An 18,255-nucleotide genomic window follows, 5' to 3' on the forward strand; every position below is an offset into this window, starting at 1 on the left:
GCAACTCCTGAAAAGCGTTGATGCGTGGCGGCGGTCAGCGCGCCGGCACTGGGGGCGTGTCGGTGGCCGGCGCGTTGCTGGCCTCGGAGCTGCCCGCGGCGCTCTTGTCACCATGTGCCGGTGAAGTGGATGAGGTCTTGGTCTCCACACCCCCGGGCTGGAGGTGATGGATTGCCAGCATTGCTGCCGACAGCAGGAAATACAGGGCGACCACGGCCAGGATGACTTCGTTCTCCAGCCGCGACTTCTTGATGGGCGGACGCTCGTGCTTGATGTTCATTGGGCAATCTCCTGGTGGGTCAGTTGGGGAGCAGGACGTTCAGGCCGACGGTGAGCCAAGGCGCCTGCTGCAGGCCGTCCTGGTGCCCGATCAGCAGGTCCAGGTGGGTGGCCTGGCCAATGGCGCGGCGCATGCCGAACTGGCCGCCGGTGCTGCCACGGTGGTCGCCGTAGAGCTCGCCCAGCAGGGTCCAACGCTCGGTGAGTACGTGTTCAAGGCCGATGCCGGCGGTGATTGCGCCGGCGTCGCCGCGGCTGTCGGACCAACCCAGGTTTGCGTGCATGACGGTGCGACGTTGTGCATCGATGGCAACGCTGGCGGGCAGGTTGAGGTTCCAGCCGTCGAAGCGGTTGCTGGCGCCATCCCAGCTCGCCCCGAATGAAGCACCAACGCCCCAGTCGTGCTGGTCGAAGTCGCGCAACAGGCGCTTCAGGCCAAGGCTGGCAACCGGGCCATGCGAGGGGCGGGTGTAGTGGCTCAAGCCCAGGCCAACTTCGGTGTTGCCCCAATTGCAGGCAGGCACGGCGCTGAACTCCTGGCCCGGCGCATGGGCACGCGCCCAGGATTCGACCTGGCAGTGGCCGTGCGGGGTCATGGTCGCGTCGTCGACCACCAGGCTGGCACCGGCCCAGGCCGATGCGGATGGGAACAGCAGCGGGGCCGCCAGTGCGGCGGCAAACACGTATTGCAGGGACATTGGCAATCTCCAGAAACGGAAACGCCAAAGACCTCCCTCTCGGGGTCTACGGTTGTTCGAAGGGTGTTTGCGAGGCGAGGCGTGTGGAATGGCTCACGCACTACGGTCCCGTCCTGAGCGGACGGAACCGATCCTTGAAAGGGTCAGGCGTTCCGTCGGCTCAAGAGCCGCATCGAGATCGACTATGACTGTCCAAGGAAGTAGGCCTCTGGGCACTGGGGTGAAGTGGCGCGCACCTTAGTTGCGACCAGACACGGTGTCAACCCCGGTCTCGCCGCGCCGGATGTCGCCTTTTGACCGGTCTGGAGGCCGTTGCCGATGTGCGCCCGCTGCCGCGCAGGGCGGTTCGCTTGACGGCCTTTGACGGTGGCTTGTCGTCGTTTCCAGCGGGCGCTCTGCTGGAAGCGGCTGCTGAACCGGGCAGGGATGCAGCTGAAGCGGGCGCACAGTCCCGGATTCAGGACACAAAAAAACCCGAAAAACAGTGCTGTTTTTCAGGCTTCAATGTGACCTTTTTGGTCGGGGAGACAGGATTCGAACCTGCGACCTCTACGTCCCGAACGTAGCGCTCTACCAGACTGAGCTACACCCCGAAGGAGCCGCCTATGATAACGGCGATTCCGCTGCCTTGCAAGTTGTTTCTCCGGTGGCCAACCCCGCGGAAGGGTGGGCGCCGGTGCGCCCATCGGGCGGCTTCTTCAATAAAAAAACCTGAAAAACGTCGCCGTTTTCCAGGCTTCTTTTACGACCTTCTTGGTCGGGGAGACAGGATTCGAACCTGCGACCTCTACGTCCCGAACGTAGCGCTCTACCAGACTGAGCTACACCCCGCGAAGGGAGCCGGAAAGATACGCTCAGTCCGGACTCCTGACAATACCTTGAAGCAGTTTTTTAGTGTTTTGCTTCGTTCCTGCGTGCCTCGCGGGCTTCAAACCACATGCCGTTGAGGATGGCCACGGTTGAAGCCAGGCCAGCACCAAGAATCCAGGCGAAATACCACATGTGATGTCTCCTTCTTAATTCGTGGATGCGGATCAGTAAGCGTTCGGGTTTTCGCCCATTTCCGACAGCGTGGTCTTGCCCTTCAGCACGCGATACACCCAGGTGGTGTAGGCGATGATGATCGGCAGGAAGATCACCGTGGACAGCAGCATGATCCAGAGCGTGAGGTGGCTCGACGAGGCATCCCACAGGATCAGGCTGGAGCTGGGCTGGCTGGAGGACGGCAGCAGGAACGGGAAGATCGCAAAGCCGACGGTGAAGATGATGCCGGCGATCGACAGGCCCGAAGCGATGAACGCCAGACCACCACGACGCTTGCGCAGCAGTACCGCACTGGCCAGCGCGCCCAGCAGACCCACCACCGGTGCCAGGATCGTGGCCGGCATGGTCTTGTAGTTGAGCATCCAGCCACCGGCTGCGGTGAGTTCGGCGGTCTTCAGCAGCGGGTTGCTGGCACCGTCGGTCACCACCTGCGAGGTGATGGCGTAGCCCGGCAGGCCCATAGCCACCCAGAGGCCGCCCAGAGCGAACAGCACGAAGCTGATGATGGCGGCGATGCTGCCGAAGCGGGCCGAACGATCAGCCACCGGGCCGTCGGTCTTGAGCACCAGCATGGCGGCACCGTGCGAGACCAGCATGGCCACGCTGAGCAGGCCGGCGAGCAGGGCGAACGGGGTCAACAGGCCGAAGAACGTGCCTGTGTACCACACGCGCTGGCTGTCATCGAAGTGGTAGGGAACGCCCAACAGCACGTTGCCCACGGCCACGCCCATGATCAGCGCCGGGACGAAGCCGCCGATGAACAGTGCCCAGTCCCAGTTGTTGCGCCAGCGCTGGCTGGGCATCTTGCCGCGGTACTTGAAGCCGACCGGGCGCAGGATCAGGGCGAACAGGATGACGAACATCGCCAGGTAGAAACCGGAGAAGCTCACCGCGTACAGCGGCGGCCAGGCGGCGAAGATCGCGCCGCCGCCGAGCACCAGCCACACCTGGTTGCCTTCCCATACCGGGCCGATGGTGTTGATCACCAGCCGGCGTTCTTCGTCGGTCCTGGCCACGAACGGCAGCAGTGCGCCGACGCCCAGGTCAAAACCATCCATCACCGCAAAGCCGATCAGCAGTACGCCGAGCAGCAGCCACCAGATCACGCGCAGTGTCGTGTAGTCCAGAAGAATGAATTCCATGAGTGTTCTCCTGCCTTATGCCTGGCCAGCGGCCGGCTTGGTGGCGTGGTTGGAAGCGGAGGCCTTCTGCAGCGAGGGCAGGATGTCGTCCGGACCCTTGCGGATGGCCTTCAGCATCAGCTTGATCTCGATGATCATCAGTACCGTGTAGAGCGCGGTGAAGCCGGCCAGGGTCATGACGATCTGGTGCAGCGCCAGGCCCGATGCTGCGTAGAACGTCGGCAGCACGCCTTCCACGGCCCAGGGCTGGCGTCCGTACTCGGCGATGAACCAGCCGCATTCGATGGCGATCCACGGTGCCGGCAGCGTCCACAGCGCGATCCTCAGGAAGGTGCGCTTGTTCTCGAAGTTGTTGCGGCACGAGTAGTAGAAGGCCACCGCGAAGAAGGCGATCAGGTAGAAGCCCAGGCCTGCCATGATGCGGAAGGTCCAGAACAGCGGGGCAACGCGCGGCACCGTGTCCATCGCCGCCTGCGAGATTTCCTGCGGGGTGGCGTTGAGGATGTCCTCGCGGTAACGCTTCAGCAGCAGGCCGTGGCCCAGATCCTGCCAATGGCGGTCGAACATCTCGCGGGCCTCAAGGTCCTCCTTGTTGGCGCGGATGCGTTCCAGCGCGCCGTAGGCCAGCTGGCCACCACGGATGCGGTGTTCGGCGCGGTCGACCAGTTCCAGGATGCCCGGAATCGGCTGGTTCAACGAACGGGTGGCGATCAGGCCCATCAGGTACGGGATCTTGATCTCGTAATCGTTCTGGTGGGTCTGCTGGTTCGGGATGCCGAAGGCGGTGAAGTCGGCCGGCGCACGCTCGGTCTCCCACATCGCTTCGATGGCCGCCAGCTTCATCTTCTGGTGTTCGTTGGCGGCGTAACCGCTCTCGTCACCCAGCACCACCACCGACAGCGAGGACAGCAGGCCGAACGCGGCAGCCACGGCGAACGAGCGGCGTGCCACGTCGTGGTGCCTGTTGCGCAGCAGGAAGAACGCGCTGATCGACATCACGAACACCGCGCCGGTCACGTAACCGGCCGACACCGTGTGCACGAACTTGGCCTGTGCCACCGGATTGAACAGCACGGCCATGAAGTCCACGACTTCCATGCGCATCGTTTCCGGGTTGAACACCGCGCCGACCGGGTTCTGCATCCAGCCGTTGGCGATCAGGATCCACAGCGCCGACAGGTTGGTGCCCAGTGCCATCAACCAGGTCACGGTCAGGTGCTGCACCTTGGACAGGCGGCCCCAGCCGAAGAAGAACAGGCCGATGAAGGTGGCTTCCAGGAAGAACGCCATCAAACCTTCGATGGCCAGCGGGGCGCCGAAGATGTCACCGACGTAGTGGCTGTAGTAGGACCAGTTCATGCCGAACTGGAATTCCATGACGATGCCGGTACCCACGCCCATGGCGAAGTTGATGCCGAACAACACGCCCCAGAACAGGGTCATGCGGCGCCAGACGTCTTTGCCGGTCATCACATAGACGCTCTCCATGATGGCGATCATGAAGGACAGGCCCAGCGTGAGCGGGACGAAAAGGAAGTGGTACATCGCGGTCAGCGCGAACTGCAACCGCGACAGTTCTACGACTGTGGAGTCGATCATGGCCAGGCTACCTCGTTGGTGTTGGGCATCATGAAAAGGCAAGAGGGGGGTTTATGGCGTGAATGCTCATCGTTCACATGGTTTCGCGCCTTGATCTGGATCAATGTGGCCTGGGCGCCGCAGCGGCGAAGGTTCCGGCCGGCGGGCAGCGTGCTGCTTGCTTACAATCAGGCAGATTTCCTTCAGCAGAGTTGCCAGTCTTGAGCGATGTTTCCCCCTCCGGCGACGTGTTGCGTCAACAGCGCCGCCAGCAGCAGCAATGGCTGGCATCCCTGGCCGCTGGCGCCCGTTCCCGGCAACGGCTGGCTGCAATTGCGGTGTGCAGCTCTGGCGCCTTGTTGATCGTGCAGGCCGGCGCCATCGCCTGGTTGATCCAGAGCATAGTCATGGAGCGTCAACCCCTCGTGCAGACCGGTCACGTTTTCGGCCTGCTGGCGCTGGTATTGCTGCTGCGCAGCCTGCTGGGCGGGTTGGCCCAGTCAGCATCGGGGCAGGTGGCCGACACGGCCAAGCTGGCGTTGCGCGAGCAGGTCTACCGGCGGCTGATGGCACGTGGCCCGTTGTGGTTGCGGCGCCAGCGCAGTGGTGAGCTGGGCGAGCTGCTGGTGGCCCATGGTGACGCCATCGAGGGTTATTACGCCGGTTTCCAGCCGGTGCGGGTGGAAGTGGTGGTGGTGCCGGTGCTGATCGCGCTGGCGGTGGCCTGGGTGGACTGGGTGGTGGCGCTGATCTTCATCTTCACCGCGCCGCTGGTGCCGTTCTTCATGATGCTGGTGGGCTGGGGCGCCGAGGCGGCCAGCCGCCAGCAGCTTGGCGAGCTGGCGCGGATGAGCGGGCATTTCGCCGATCGCATCAAGGGCCTGGGCCTGCTGCGCCTGTATGGCCGGGGCCAGGCCGAGCTGGAAGGCATCAGCCAGGCCGCCGAAGGGGTCCGGGTACGCACCATGAAGGTGCTGCGGATCGCCTTCCTGTCTTCGACCGTGCTGGAGTTCTTCGCTTCGGTCAGTGTGGCGATGGTGGCGTTGTATCTGGGCCTTAGCTACCTGGGAATGATGTCCCTGCATGCGACGGTGCCGACCCTGGGCACCGGCATGTTCTGCCTGCTGTTGGCGCCGGAGTTCTATGCGCCGCTGCGGCGCCTGGCCGCGCATTACCACGATCGGGCCAATGCGCTGGCCGCCGCGGCTGAAGTCGAGCGACTGCTCGCCGACGTGCCGGAGGATGAAGCACCAATGCCTGTGCCGGTGGATGCCGAGCCGGCACAGCGGCACGCGCCGATGGTGGCGCTGCGTTCGGCCACATTGCGCCCGCAGGGGGCCAATCACGATGTGCTTGTCGGTTTCTCGCTGGATATCGCCGATGGCCAGCGGCTGGCGCTGGTTGGTCCCAGTGGCAGCGGCAAGAGCACCTTGCTGGAAGCCTTGGCCGGCTGGTTGCCGCCGCGCGAAGGCCGGATCGTGCTGCGTGACGGGCTGCGCGTGGGTTACGCCGGGCAGCGCCCGTATCTGTTCCACGGCTCCATCGCCGACAATCTGCGCCTGGCCGACCCGGCAGTCAGCGACACACGGTTGCAGGCAGTGGCTGAAGTCGCGCAGGTGATGCGCTTTGCCCGGCATCTGCCGCAGGGGCTGGATACGGTGATTGGTGAGCGTGGTTTCGGCCTGTCCGGCGGCGAGGCGCGGCGCATCGGTCTGGCACGCCTGCTGCTGCTGGAGCCGGACCTGTTCCTGCTGGACGAACCCACGGCCTTCCTCGATCCGCAGACCGAGGCCGACCTGCTGCAGGCGCTGGCCTCGCATACACGCGGCCGTACGGTGCTGATGGCCACGCATAGCGAGGTGGCGATGCGCTGGGCCGATCAGATCATCCGCCTGCCGGGCTCGGTCAGCGAAGAACTGGAGGTGCTGCCATGAAGCGCGACGACATGCGTGGCGTATTCAAACAGCATCGTGGCTGGCTGCTGCTGTCGGTGGTGTTGCTGCTGACCACGATGCTGGCCGGGGTAGGCCTGCTGGGTCTCTCCGGTGGCTTCCTCACCGGTGCCGCTATTGCCGGCGCTTTGGGCGCGGGCGCCACGTTCAACTTCTTCTCGCCCTCGGCCGGCATCCGTGGGCTGACCATGGCACGCATCGTGTCGCGCTACTTCGAAAAGCTGGTCGGGCATGAAGCCACGCTGCGCATCGCCCGCGACCTGCGTGTGTGGTTCTTCCGGCGCGCGCTGCCGTTGGCACCGGCGCGCCTGGGCAGCAGCCGTACCGGTGAACTGCTGGCGCGGTTGATGACCGATATCGGCGAAGTCGACGGTTTGCTGGTGCGCGCGGTCGGGCCGTTGCTGGCGCTGGCCGGCATAGCGTTGGCGGCGATGTTGGCGGCGGGGTTGATCTACTGGCCGGCGGCGTTGTTGCTGCTGGTGCTGGCGCTGTTGGTAGGGGTGGGCGTGCCGCTGATGGCGGTGCGTCATGGCGGCGAGGGCGAGCAGTTGCGCGCGCAGCGACGCAGCACCCTGCGGACGTTGGCGTTCGAGGGCCTGGAAGGGGCGCCCGACCTCACCGCGCTGCATGCGCGGCAGGACTGGACGGCGCTTGTGGATGCAGCGGCGCGGCAATTGGCCGACAGCGATCAGCGTCGGCGTCGCCGCTTGATCGGCGGCAATGTGTTGCACGCGATGATTTCCGGATTGGGCCTGCTGGCCATGCTGTGGCTGGCGTTGTCCGCGTTCGAGGCCGGCAAGGTGGAAGCACCGCTGGCGGTGGCGTTGGTGTTCCTGACCGTGGCGCTGCTGGAAGTGGCTGCCGGCAGTGGCGCAGCCTGGCAGGCACTGCAATCGGCGCGGGTTGCGGGCAAGCGGCTGAACCAGATTGTGGAACAGGCACCGGCAGTGGTCGACCCGGCCGATCCGCAGCCAGTGCCGTCTGGGCCTGCAACGCTCAGCTTCGAGCAGGTGGTGTTCTCCTGGCCGGGCGAGCCCCGGCGGCTGCTGGACGGCATCGATCTGCGGCTGGCGCCGGGCCAGCGTATCGCCATCCGTGGTGACAGCGGCTGCGGCAAGACCACCTTGTCAGCATTGATGCTGCGTTTGTGGGACCCGCAGCAGGGTGCAGTGCGCTACGGAGACGTGGACCTGCGCGCGTTCGCACAGGACAACTGGCACCGCCAGATTGCATGGCTACCGCAGGGTGCGCCGGTGTTTGCCGGCAGCATTGCCGAGAACCTGCGCCTGGGCGATCCGCAGGCCAGCGAGGAGGCGATGTGGTCGGTGCTGGAACAGGTCCGATTGGGCGACTGGGCACGCCAGCAGCGCGGTCTGTCGGCGTGGGTGGGCGAGAACGGCGCCACCATGTCCGCTGGCCAGGCCCGCCGTCTGGCATTGGCGCGCGCGCTGTTGCGGGACGCGCCGCTGATGGTGCTGGATGAACCTACCGAAGGCCTGGATGTGGATACCGCCCATGCCTTGTTGATTGATCTGGCAGCGGCATTGGGTGAGCGGAGCCTGCTGATGATCACCCACGGCCATCTGCCGGAAGGAGTGGTGCAGCGCGAGTACCGACTGCACCAGGGCCGTTTGCTGGAAGTGGAGTAGGCATCGCGCGCGTTCGTCGCGGCCGCACGTAGATGGGGCAGGCTTGCATCGGCTGGCACTCTTGTAGGAGCGGCGTGAGCCGCGAAGCTGGCGATGCAGCCGCTGCCAGCTTCCGTGCAATTGCAGATGTTCGCGCTGTCGGAACGAGGATCGGCTTCGCGGCTCACACCGCTCCTACACATGAGCGATCCCGGCAGAGGTCGCCGGACCGAATCGAGTGCCGGACGTGGTCACTATGGCGTTATTCGGCCGAAGCCGCGTGCTCCGTCACCGCCTAGGAGCGGCTTCAGCCGCGAAGCTGCTGAAGCAGCCACTGCCAGCTTGTGTGCAATTGCAGATGTTCGCGCTGTCGGAACGAGGATCAGCTTCGCGGCTGAAGCCGCTCCTACGTGCAGGTGGCTGGTGCAGGACGCGTGGTCAGAACAGCTTGGGAAGCCAGTCGCCTGCCACTTTGATCAGCACGATCAATCCGATCAGGTTGAAGAATACGGTCATCCAGAAAGTGCGCTGGAAACTGGGTTTGCTGACCTTGTGGTTGAACAGGCCCTGCGCAAGCAGGGCGCCAGGCCAGCCGCCGAGCAGCGCGATCAGATGCAACGTGCTTTCCGGCGTACGCCAGCGGTTGCGCTGCGCAGCGGCCTTGTCACTGACGTAGAACACCATCGCCAACAGACTCAGGCCGATGATCGTCACCATCGTCCAGTCAGGGATGAACCCGGCGCCCCAGACGGCGACGGTGGCAAACAGGACGACCATACCCAACGCCGTGCGCGGCAATGGGCGCGTTGATCGTGATGATTTCGCGCTGGCTTGCGCCTTGCCCGGGGTAACCAGGCGCACGGCCCGCGCATTGATGCGCCCGCGTTCGTCCTTGCGAGGCTCGTAGCTGATGAGCGTCCCATTGGCGGGGCGCTGCGGTCTGTGCTCAAAGGCCTTGATATGCACGAACGCACGCTCGCCGCCGCCATTGGGCGTCACGAAACCGTAGCCCTTTTCGTCGTTCCAATCCTGCAATCGTCCCTGGTAACGCATGCGAGGCCCTGTCGAGTCCGTGGCGCATTGAAACCCAGTGACGTACTGCTGTGAAGTGGGGGAGTGGCTCAGGGCAGGACGCGTTCCGCTATCGCTAGAGCTGCTCTTGTAGGAGCGGCGTCAGCCGCGAAGCTGGCGATGCAGCCGTTCGCGGAATCCATGCAATTGCGGGCCTTCCCGTTGTCGGAGCCCGCGCCAGCTTCGCGGCTGACGGCGCTCCTGCAAAAGCGACGGGGCGCTGCATTTCTTCAGCGACTTGGGGCTTCATCGCGAACTCGCAGGAAGCGCGGGAAACGTGGCAGACCATGGACGGTGAGGCCGTTGTAGCGGTAGGTGACCTGGCTGCCGATGGGCGGTGGGTCGGCGCGTTGTGCATCCTTCAGGCCGCTGCCCAGACGGAAGCGCCTGCCGTCGGCGCGTTCCACCATCAATGCGCCGACCATGCCGACGTACTTGCCCTTGCCCGGCACGTAACCAATGATGCGTGCTTCGGCATCATCAAAAAGCTTGAGTTTGAACAGTCCTTCGCTGCGTCCTGCGCTGTAGCGGTTGTCCTGATGGTGCAGCATCAGGCCTTCCCCGCCGGCGTCAACGATGGCGCGCAGGTGCTGTTGCAGCTGCGCGTTGTCGGCAATGCGTTGTTGCGCGATGACCTCCAGATGCGGGTTGCGTGCCTGGCGCACCAAAGCTTCAAGCGCGTTGAAGCGCTGACCGAAGCCGCCGGTGTGAGCGGGCAGGTCGAAGGCCATGAAACGCAGCGGGTTCCAGTCGGCATCATTCGCCGGGCTGCTGCGGATGATGGCGCTGGTCGCTTCGAAGCGGTTGCGGCCCATCCACAGTTCGCCGTCCAGAGGCTGTCGTGGCCAGCCGCGCGTGAACCAGGCCGGTGCCGGGATCGGGTGGCCCGCGCGGCTCCACAGCCGGCTGCCGTCCCAGCGGGCGCGGACGCCATCGAGCTTCTCGCTGACCATGAACTGTGAAACATCCGGCCCATCGCGCCATTGTTCGGCCAGCATCAGCGATGGGCTGAGCGCATGCAGTGGTGCGGAGGTGAGCAGCAGGCACAGCAGCACGATGGTGAGCAGCAGGCGCGACATGGTAGGCCCTCGGTGTGTGAGGGCTGCCAGCGTGGTGTTGGTGATCGGATGCGGCTATCGGTTGCTGCCGATGCGCGGCGTAGGGCCAGGCGCAGTGTGCGTGCTGATGTTTATTGCAGGAGCGGCTCAAGCCGCTCCTGCCAGGCGCGTCGTTACGGCAGGGATTGCAGGAAGTCGCGCACCGCCGGTCCGAAGCGGTCGTAATCGACCAGAAACGCATCGTGGCCCTGCGGGGAATCCATGCCGATGAAACGCGTCTGCGCACCGCCAGCGCGCAGGCCGTCGGCGATCTGTTGCTGCTGCTCGACCGGGAACAGGATGTCGGTGTTGGCGCCAATGGCCAGGGCGCGTTCGACGCGGATTTTGGCCAGCCCTGCGAGTACATCGCCCTCGGCGTATTCGGCCAGGTCGAACCAGTCCATCGAGCGGCCAAGGTACAGATAGCAGTTCGGGTCGAAACGGCGCACGAAGCGCCGCGCATGGCCTTCCAGATAGCTTTCCACCTGGAATTCCAGGCCGAACGGGTCTTCGGCCGAATGTTCCGAGTCCAGCCGCACGCGGCCGAAGCGCCCATCCCATTCCAGTGCCGAGCGGTAGGTGATCACGCCCAGCTTGCGCGCCATGCGCATGCCCGACTCGGGGTAGTGGTCCTCGTCGTAGTGGCCGTTGTTCCAGGCCGGATCGAGCCGGATGGCCTCGCGTTGCAGCGAGCGGATGGCGATGGAGAACGGCAATGCCTGCGCGCTGCCGGAGATGTTGATGTGGGTGCGGGCGATGCCCGGGTGCTGCAACAGCACCGCCAGCGCGGTCATGCCGCCCATCGAATTGCCGATCAGGCAGGCGAGTTGGCTGATGCCCAGCGCCTTGACCACTTCGGCGGCGGCGTTGGCCACGTCTTCGATGGACAGCTCCGGAAACGTGAGCCGGTAAGGCTGGCCGCTGTTCGGGTTGATCGATGCCGGCCCGGTGGAGCCTTTGCAGCTGCCCAGCGAATTGACGCAGATGACGAACCAGCGGTCCGTGTCGATCGGCTTGCCGGGCCCGAGCATCGGCTCCCACCAGCCGGTGGTCGTGTTGTCCGGATTGCTGGCGGCATGCGCATCCGGCGACAGGCCGGTGACGATCAGGATGGCGTTGCTGGCGTCCGCTGCCAGCGTGCCCCAGGTTTCGTAGGCAACGCGGGCGCCGTCGAGCGCGCCGCCGCGTTTCATCGGGAAAGGCGAGGAGAGTGCGAGAAAGCGGGTGCCTTCAGGGATGAATTCAGTCATCGGCCAATTTTAACCGGCGGGGAAGGGCAGGCTCTGCATGTACTGATAACCACGGGTTATCTGAATATGTCTGGCTTACGGTTGTCCAAGCGTGATTTCCAGCGGCTTGTCCGCAGGCAGGCGGACACGTACCGGCGCCGACTCGACATCACCTTGCTCGCGCATTGCCTTGCCGCTAGCCGACAGCCGCGCGAACACTTCCACTTCCTGCAACGCGGACAGCTTCTGGGTTGGCATGGGGCTGTCGGTATCGTCCAGGGTGATGGTCAACGGCGACGCCTGTGCAGGGTGGCGTTCAACCGCGACCGGCATCGGTGGGCCGCCCGGAACGCGGGCAATGACGAACACGCTCTGTGTACCGCTTGCCACGCGCTCGGCCAGTGAGGGCGCCAGGGTTACCGTCACGGTGACCGCGTGCGTCGCCGCAGGTACGGTGGCGTTGGCCGGTGCAGCTGCGCCGGGCTTGCCGCGGGCAAGATCAATCTGCTCGCGCAAGGCATTGGCCGCGGCAGGCTCCAGCTTCGGCAACAGGCTTTCCCAGGTGCTGGCGGCGGCTTCGTCCTGGCCACGCTGGCGTTGCACGATGCCGATCAGCCACACCGCGCGTTCGTTGTCCGGCGCCAGTTGACGGGCGTGCTGCAGCCACTGCAGGGCGGTGTCGTCGAACAGGAATTTAGGTGCCGCACGGGCGCGCACCTGCGCCGCTTCGACCAGCAGGCCGGGTTCGTCCGGCGCAAGCTGCACGGCTTTCTCGAATGCGGCTGCGGCGCCGGACACATTGCCGGTTTCCAGCTGCGAACGGGCCAGCAGTACCCAGCCGTCCACGCGTTCGGGGTTCTGTCGCAGGGCTTCCTGCAATTGGCCGATGCCTTCTTCGATGCTCTGCGGCGGCGCGGTGCTGGCTTCTGCCTGCAGTGCGGCCGGTGTTCCAAGCAGTTGGTAAAGACCAAGCGTGGCCACCACCAGCAAGGCCACCAGCGTCGCCCCGATGCCGCGCTGGCCGGCGCGCCACAGCGGCCACAAGGCAAGCCCGCCGAGGACTGCGGCGGCGGCGCCGGATGCGGCCAGGAACATGCCGGTCACCATGGGCGTTCGTCCTGGCTGTGGTCTTCGTCGTTGGATACAGGCAACGCGCGGGCGCGCCGGCGGACATGCAGCACCAGCACCACCGCGCCGATCAGCAGCAGGATGCCGGGGCCGAACCACAACAGCGCGGTGCCGGCATCCATCTGCGGCCGGTACAGCACGAAGGCGCCGTAGCGTTCGACCAGGAACTGCTTGATCTGCGCATCGCTGCGGCCTTCATGCATCAGCTTGAGTACTTCGCGGCGCAGATCGTGGGCAATCTGTGCATTGGAATCGGCCAGCGATTGGTTCTGGCACTGCACGCAACGCAGTTCGGCGGTCAGTGCATGGAAGCGGGCCTCTTCGGCGGCGCTGCGGTACTGCAACGGGCTGGGATCGCCCATCGGCTGTGCGCCGGCATGAACCGCCAGGCACAGCCACAGCAGCACGCAGGCCAGCGGCTTCATCGTGCTGCACCCAGTGCCGGGGTGCGTTCGCCGGTCGCTTCGGCCTCTACCTTTTCCAAGGCCGGAATCAACTGCTCCTGCAGCACCTGTTCGGTAATGGCGCCGCTGTACTTCCAGCGCACGATGCCACTGCCATCGACGAGGAAGGTTTCCGGCGCGGCGGCGATGCCCCAGTCCAGCGCGGTGCGGCCTTCTTCGTCGGCCAGCACCACCATGTACGGGTTGCCCAGTTGTTCCAGCCAACGCAGTGCATCGGCGCGCTCGTCTTTCCAGTTGTAGCCGATCACCCGCACCCGCTTGGTTTCGGCAAAGCGGGTGAGTACGGGGTGTTCATCGCGGCACGCAGGGCACCAGCTGCCCCAGACGTTGAGCAGGTAGGGCGCGCCGCGCAGCTGCTGATCGGTGACCAGGATGTGCGGGTCGTGCAGCACCGGCAGCGAAAATGCAGGAGCTGGCTTGCCGATGAGTGCTGATGGCAGGCTGTCGCGGTCCGGCTGGCCGGAGCGGGTCACCCCGTACAACATCAATCCGACCAGACCGAGGAAGAACAGAGCGCCAAGGGCGATGGCTACCGGCGGCAGGCGGTGTGGTTTGCGGGGTTCGGGGGAAGGGGTGTTCATCGTGCTTTCTCCGGCAGCCGGCGGAAACGGCGGTCAACGGCGGTGATGAACCCACCCAGGGCCATCAACGCAGCGCCCAGCCAGATCCAGCGGACAAAGGGTTTGATCTGCACCCGGACTGCCCAGGCGCCATTGCCCAGGGATTCTCCCAGCGCCACGTAGACATCGCCACCCAGCGCCGGATGGATGCCGGCTTCGGTCATCGGCTGGCCGCCACTGGCGTACATGCGCTTTTCCGGGTGCAGGCGGGTGATGGGCTGGTTGTCGCGCAGCACCTGCAGGTGACCGCGATCAGCGTGATAGTTGGGGCCGTCGATGCTGTCCACGCCTTCGAACAGCAACTGGTAGCGGCCGGCGGCAACACTCTGGCCCGGCGCCAGTGCGACTTCATGCTGCACATTGAGCGCTTCCACCAGCAGCGCGCCGATCAGGAACACCGCGATGCCCAGGTGCGCGACCAGCATGCCCAGGGTTTCGGCGTTGATCCGGCCACTGGCGCGCAGCCGGGTCCACAGGTAATACAGCGTGCCGGCCGCCACCCAGACCGCGCCGGCAATGCCGATGGCGACCTTGAACCGGCCCTGCGGCGCCATCCACCAGCCGATCACGCCCAGCAGCACCGCCAGGCCAGCCCACGGTGCCAGCAGGGCCAGCGGCCGCAGGCCCTGTTCGCGCTGCCAGCGGGTCAGTGGCCCCAGCGGCAGCAGCAGCACCAGCGGCGTCATCAGCAGTACGAACAGCGTGCCGAAGTACGGCGGGCCTACGGAAACCTTGCCCAACGCCAGCGCGTCGGCCAGCAGTGGATACAAGGTGCCAAGCAACACCATTGCGCAGGCGCAGCTGAGCAGCAGGTTGTTGGCCAGCAGCAGGCTCTCGCGCGAGTTGAGCGAGAAGGCACGGTTGCCTGCGTTGCCGCCGATGCCCGGCGCGCGCAGCACGTACAGCAGCAGCGAGCTGCCAATCACCAGCGCCAGGAACACCAGGATGAACAGGCCACGGCTCGGGTCGGCGGCAAACGAATGCACGCTGGTCAACACGCCCGAGCGCACCAGGAATGCACCCAGCAACGACAGTGCGAATGCGGTGATAGCCAGCAGCAACGTCCAGCTGACGAACACGCCGCGCTTTTCGGTGGCCGCCTGCGAATGCAGCAGGGCCGCACCGACCAGCCACGGCATGAAACTGGCGTTCTCCACCGGGTCCCAGAACCACCAGCCCCCCCAGCCCAGTTCGTAGTACGCCCACCAGCTACCCAGCGCGATGCCCAGGGTCAGGAAGCTCCAGGCGATGTTGGTCCACGGCCGGGTCCAGCGCAGCCAACGTACATCGATGCGCCCGTCCAGCAGCGCGGCAATGGCGAAGGCGAACGGCACCACGAAACCGACGTAGCCGATGTACAGCAGCGGCGGGTGGATGATCAGGCCCGGGTCCTGCAGCAGCGGGTTCAGGTCATGGCCTTCAGCCGGGACCGGAAACAGTCGCGCGAATGGGTTGGAGGTGAACAGAAGGAAGGCGAGGAAGCCGACGCTGATGATGCCCATCACCGCCAGCACCCGCGCCATCACTTCGGCCGGCAGCCGGCGCGAGAACAACGCCACCGCAGCGGTCCACAACGCCAGCACCAGCGCCCACAACAACAGCGAGCCTTCGTGGGCGCCCCATACCGCCGAGTAGCGGTAGATCATCGGCAGCAGCGAGTTGGAGTTCTCGGCGACATACCGCACCGAGAAATCCTGGCGCACGAAGGCGATGGTCAGCACCACGAAGGCGCCCAGCACGGTTGCCAGCTGCAACAGCGCGGCCGGGCGTGCAACGGCGATCAGCGCAGGCGAACCGCGGTGTGCCCCCAGCAACGGCAGCACGCTTTGCAGCAATGCCGCCAGCAGCGCCAGGATCAGCAGGACCTGCCCGATTTCAGCCAGCACTCAGCGCGCTTCCGTTGAAGGAGCCGTCGGCGTTGCCGCAGGCACCTGATGTTTGGTGTGCGCCTGGCCCATCTTGTCGGCAAGTTCCTTGGGCATGTAGGTCTCGTCGTGTTTGGCCAGCACGTCCTCGGCTACGAACACACCATCGACCATGCGCCCGGTTGCGACCACCGCCTGGCCTTCGCGGAACAGGTCCGGGAGGATGCGGTCATAGCTGACCGGAAGCATGGCATCACCGTCGGTGACATCGAAGCGCGCCAGCAGCGCGCCGGGTTCGCGCTTGAACGAGCCCTTGGCGACCATTCCGCCCAGGCGGAAGCGTGCTTCCGGTGCGACCTGGCCGCCTTTCACTTCGGCCGGCGTATAGAGATAGGCGACATTGCGTTGCAGGGCGGTGGCGACCAGCGCGGTGGCGATGCCGGCCACGGCCACCACCAGCACAACCAGCAGCATGCGTCGGCGCTGGGTGGGGCTCATCGGCTCAGTTCTCCATCGTCATGCGCGGCGACGCTGCGGTTGACGCGGGCGATGCGGTTGCGTGCTTCGCGCAGCTGCTGGCGCAGTTGCAGGCGCGGCACGATGAAATCCCATGCCAGCACGATGAAGAACACCGCATAGGCCAGGGCGACGTACTTGAAATAGCTCATGCCGATTTCTCCAGACGTTCGCGCACCCAGGCCTTGCCGACTTCGCGGCGCAGGTTGTCGGCACGGGCACGGGCCAGCAGCGAGCCGAGGAACCAGAATTTGGTGGCCGCCACCATCAGCCACAGTGGCAGGATCATGCTGCTGTCCATGCTGGATTCGCCGAACAGACGGATGGTCTGGCCCTGGTGCAGTGAGTTCCACCACACTACCGAATAACGGATTACCGGCAGCAGCACCACGCCGACGATCGACAGCAAGCCGGCGGCGCGCGCGGCGGCGCGACGGTCATCGATGGCGCCGTACAGGCCCATCACGCCGAGGTAAAGGAACAGGAGGATCAGCTCGGTGGTCAGGCGCGGGTCCCAATCCCACCAGGTGCCCCACATCGGCTTGCCCCAGATGCTGCCGGTGAGGAGGGTGATCAGGGTGAAGGCGGCGCCGATCGGTGCACAGGCCATGGCCAGGATCTCGCACAGCTTGATCCGCCAGACCAGCGCGATCGCGCTGTAGAACGCCATCAGGCCGAACACGAACAGGCTCATCCATGCCGAGGGCACGTGGATGTAAAGAATGCGGAAGCTGTCGCCCTGCTGGTAATCGGCCGGCACGACGGCCAGTGCCTGCCACAGGCCAAAGCCGAACAACGGCAATGCAGCGAGGTAACACCACGGCGACCAGCGGGCGGCAAAGGTATCGAAGTAGGCGGGAGCGCCCAGCTTGTGAAACCAACCGATCAAACCTTTGAACATCCGCTCGCTCACTGAGGAAGACGATGGCCGGGCTGCTGTGACGGCCCCGCCGGCTGGGCGTCCTGCATGAAGACGCCGTTGCTGTTTTCAGACCGGCTCACGATACCCGAATTCCGACGTTGCGACCGGTGGTAGTCGCGGCGGCCACAGGCATTTTGTGCGTGCCGCCTACCGGAGGTGGGTGGCCGCCCGGCAAGCGTGCTTCTGTCTTGTGCCGCAACGCTCCATCCGCGCTGCGTTGCAGCACGCGTTGCTCAGTTGCGCGGCATCGCGCCGGACAGGAACAGGCGCACCGCCGACCGTGCGTTTTCCTTGGCCACCGGCAGATCGTCGGGGCTCATGCGGCCGTTGACCGAGCGCAGGATCACGCCGCCGATGACCAGCATGTAGAACTGATGCGCGGCGCGGGCGGGGTCTTCCACGTACAGCCGGCCGGCTTCGGTTTCACGGGTGAAGTACTGGCTGAGCAGTTCTTCCATCGGCTGCACGCCGTGGGCATGGAACCAGTCGCGAAGCTCGGGCTGGTTCATGCCTTCGGCAAAGACCACGCGGTGGCAGGCGATGCGCGCCGGGGTGAGCATTTCTTCCACCATCCGGTAGGCGGCCTGTTCCAGCGCCAGTTCAGGCGGCAGCGTGGAGTTCGCCAACTCGTCCAGGCTCTGCCCGAAGTTGTGGATGCTGCGCTCCATCAGCGCGTGGATCAGCCCTTCCTTGTCGCCGAATGCGCGATACAGCGTGGCCATCGAGCCACCGGCGCGCTTGACGATGTCCGACAGGCGGGCCGCCTGGTAGCCCTTTTCGTTGAAGACTTCGGTAGCGGCCTCGAGAAACTTCTCCACGCGCAGCTCGCCCCGACGTTGCAGTTCGACCATCGGGCGGGGCGGCAGCGAGGGTTTATCCAGATCCGGTGAGTCGGGGTTGTTCCGAATAGGCATGGAATGGGCTGGGATCGTGAAGCCAGCGGCAAGGATAACGTTGTTTGGTGGCCGCAAACCTGTCGTCGTGATGTTGTCAGGCAGGGCTTGCAAAACCCGGTCACCGGG

General features: G+C 65.3%; 18 protein-coding genes and 2 tRNA genes. 2 read left to right on the forward strand and 18 right to left on the reverse strand.

What is annotated here, in order from left to right; all coding sequences use genetic code 11:
- Positions 1 to 34: 34 nt before the first annotated feature.
- The 7 genes from LR961_RS08275 to LR961_RS08305 all read right to left on the reverse strand — a co-directional run bounded on the left by LR961_RS08275 (position 35) and on the right by LR961_RS08305 (position 4,762).
- Entirely contained in the window at positions 35 to 280 is a 246-nt protein-coding gene (locus tag LR961_RS08275; protein ID WP_232148105.1) for a hypothetical protein, read from the reverse strand.
- 19 nt (positions 281 to 299) lie between these two features.
- Positions 300 to 977 carry a hypothetical protein gene (locus tag LR961_RS08280; RefSeq protein ID WP_232148107.1) on the reverse strand — a complete coding sequence of 226 codons (678 nt, stop codon included), beginning with the start codon at positions 975 to 977 and terminating at the stop codon, positions 300 to 302.
- 516 nt (positions 978 to 1,493) lie between these two features.
- Positions 1,494 to 1,570 (reverse strand) — tRNA-Pro (locus LR961_RS08285).
- A gap of 161 nt (positions 1,571 to 1,731) precedes the next feature.
- Positions 1,732 to 1,808: transfer RNA gene (locus LR961_RS08290), tRNA-Pro, on the reverse strand.
- A gap of 60 nt (positions 1,809 to 1,868) precedes the next feature.
- Positions 1,869 to 1,979, reverse strand: a complete 111-nt coding sequence (cydX, locus tag LR961_RS08295; protein WP_232148109.1) for a cytochrome bd-I oxidase subunit CydX — start codon at positions 1,977 to 1,979, stop codon at positions 1,869 to 1,871.
- A 32-nt stretch (positions 1,980 to 2,011) separates the two neighbouring features.
- Positions 2,012 to 3,163 carry a cytochrome d ubiquinol oxidase subunit II gene (cydB, locus tag LR961_RS08300; protein ID WP_232148111.1) on the reverse strand — a complete coding sequence of 384 codons (1,152 nt, stop codon included), beginning with the start codon at positions 3,161 to 3,163 and terminating at the stop codon, positions 2,012 to 2,014.
- A 15-nt stretch (positions 3,164 to 3,178) separates the two neighbouring features.
- Complete coding sequence (locus LR961_RS08305) at positions 3,179 to 4,762, reverse strand: cytochrome ubiquinol oxidase subunit I (RefSeq protein WP_232148113.1); 1,584 nt, start codon at positions 4,760 to 4,762, stop codon at positions 3,179 to 3,181.
- Between the two features lie 110 nt (positions 4,763 to 4,872).
- Between LR961_RS08305 and cydD the strand changes: the two genes are divergently transcribed.
- Together cydD and cydC are read left to right on the forward strand one after the other, a co-directional pair.
- On the forward strand, positions 4,873 to 6,675 hold the full coding sequence (gene cydD, locus LR961_RS08310; protein WP_232149285.1) for a thiol reductant ABC exporter subunit CydD: 1,803 nt from the start codon (positions 4,873 to 4,875) through the stop codon (positions 6,673 to 6,675).
- Complete coding sequence (gene cydC / locus LR961_RS08315) at positions 6,672 to 8,342, forward strand: thiol reductant ABC exporter subunit CydC (protein WP_232148122.1); 1,671 nt, start codon at positions 6,672 to 6,674, stop codon at positions 8,340 to 8,342. The genes cydD and cydC overlap by 4 nt, the downstream gene beginning before the upstream one ends.
- A gap of 417 nt (positions 8,343 to 8,759) precedes the next feature.
- On the opposite strand, the gene LR961_RS08320 is transcribed toward cydC, so the two are convergent.
- The 11 genes from LR961_RS08320 to LR961_RS08370 form a co-directional block, all read right to left on the reverse strand.
- Positions 8,760 to 9,374, reverse strand: a complete 615-nt coding sequence (locus LR961_RS08320; protein WP_232148124.1) for a cold shock and DUF1294 domain-containing protein — start codon at positions 9,372 to 9,374, stop codon at positions 8,760 to 8,762.
- 248 nt (positions 9,375 to 9,622) lie between these two features.
- Positions 9,623 to 10,471, reverse strand: a complete 849-nt coding sequence (locus LR961_RS08325; protein WP_232148125.1) for a DNA ligase — start codon at positions 10,469 to 10,471, stop codon at positions 9,623 to 9,625.
- A gap of 152 nt (positions 10,472 to 10,623) precedes the next feature.
- On the reverse strand, positions 10,624 to 11,739 hold the full coding sequence (locus LR961_RS08330) for a homoserine O-acetyltransferase (RefSeq protein WP_232148127.1): 1,116 nt from the start codon (positions 11,737 to 11,739) through the stop codon (positions 10,624 to 10,626).
- Positions 11,740 to 11,814: 75 nt separating this feature from the next.
- Entirely contained in the window at positions 11,815 to 12,825 is a 1,011-nt protein-coding gene (locus LR961_RS08335; RefSeq protein WP_232148129.1) for a tetratricopeptide repeat protein, read from the reverse strand.
- Complete coding sequence (locus LR961_RS08340; RefSeq protein WP_232148131.1) at positions 12,819 to 13,271, reverse strand: cytochrome c-type biogenesis protein; 453 nt, start codon at positions 13,269 to 13,271, stop codon at positions 12,819 to 12,821. Before LR961_RS08340 ends, LR961_RS08335 begins: the two co-directional genes overlap by 7 nt.
- A complete protein-coding gene (locus LR961_RS08345) occupies positions 13,268 to 13,891 on the reverse strand; it encodes a DsbE family thiol:disulfide interchange protein (RefSeq protein ID WP_232148133.1) in 624 nt (207 codons plus the stop codon). Before LR961_RS08345 ends, LR961_RS08340 begins: the two co-directional genes overlap by 4 nt.
- Positions 13,888 to 15,816, reverse strand: coding sequence for a heme lyase CcmF/NrfE family subunit (locus LR961_RS08350; protein WP_232148135.1), 1,929 nt, complete (start codon positions 15,814 to 15,816; stop codon positions 13,888 to 13,890). Before LR961_RS08350 ends, LR961_RS08345 begins: the two co-directional genes overlap by 4 nt.
- Positions 15,817 to 16,293 carry a cytochrome c maturation protein CcmE gene (gene ccmE, locus LR961_RS08355; protein ID WP_232148137.1) on the reverse strand — a complete coding sequence of 159 codons (477 nt, stop codon included), beginning with the start codon at positions 16,291 to 16,293 and terminating at the stop codon, positions 15,817 to 15,819. It lies immediately after the preceding gene.
- Positions 16,290 to 16,463, reverse strand: a complete 174-nt coding sequence (ccmD, locus tag LR961_RS08360; RefSeq protein WP_232148139.1) for a heme exporter protein CcmD — start codon at positions 16,461 to 16,463, stop codon at positions 16,290 to 16,292. Before ccmD ends, ccmE begins: the two co-directional genes overlap by 4 nt.
- Positions 16,460 to 17,212 (reverse strand): heme ABC transporter permease CcmC, encoded by a 753-nt coding sequence (ccmC, locus tag LR961_RS08365; protein WP_232148141.1) that lies wholly within the window; start codon positions 17,210 to 17,212, stop codon positions 16,460 to 16,462. The genes ccmD and ccmC overlap by 4 nt, the downstream gene beginning before the upstream one ends.
- Positions 17,213 to 17,466: 254 nt before the next feature.
- On the reverse strand, positions 17,467 to 18,147 hold the full coding sequence (locus LR961_RS08370) for a TetR/AcrR family transcriptional regulator (protein WP_232148143.1): 681 nt from the start codon (positions 18,145 to 18,147) through the stop codon (positions 17,467 to 17,469).
- Positions 18,148 to 18,255: the final 108 nt, after the last annotated feature.

This window comes from Stenotrophomonas sp. SY1 (genome assembly GCF_021202945.1).
Taxonomy (GTDB): Bacteria; Pseudomonadota; Gammaproteobacteria; order Xanthomonadales; family Xanthomonadaceae; genus Stenotrophomonas.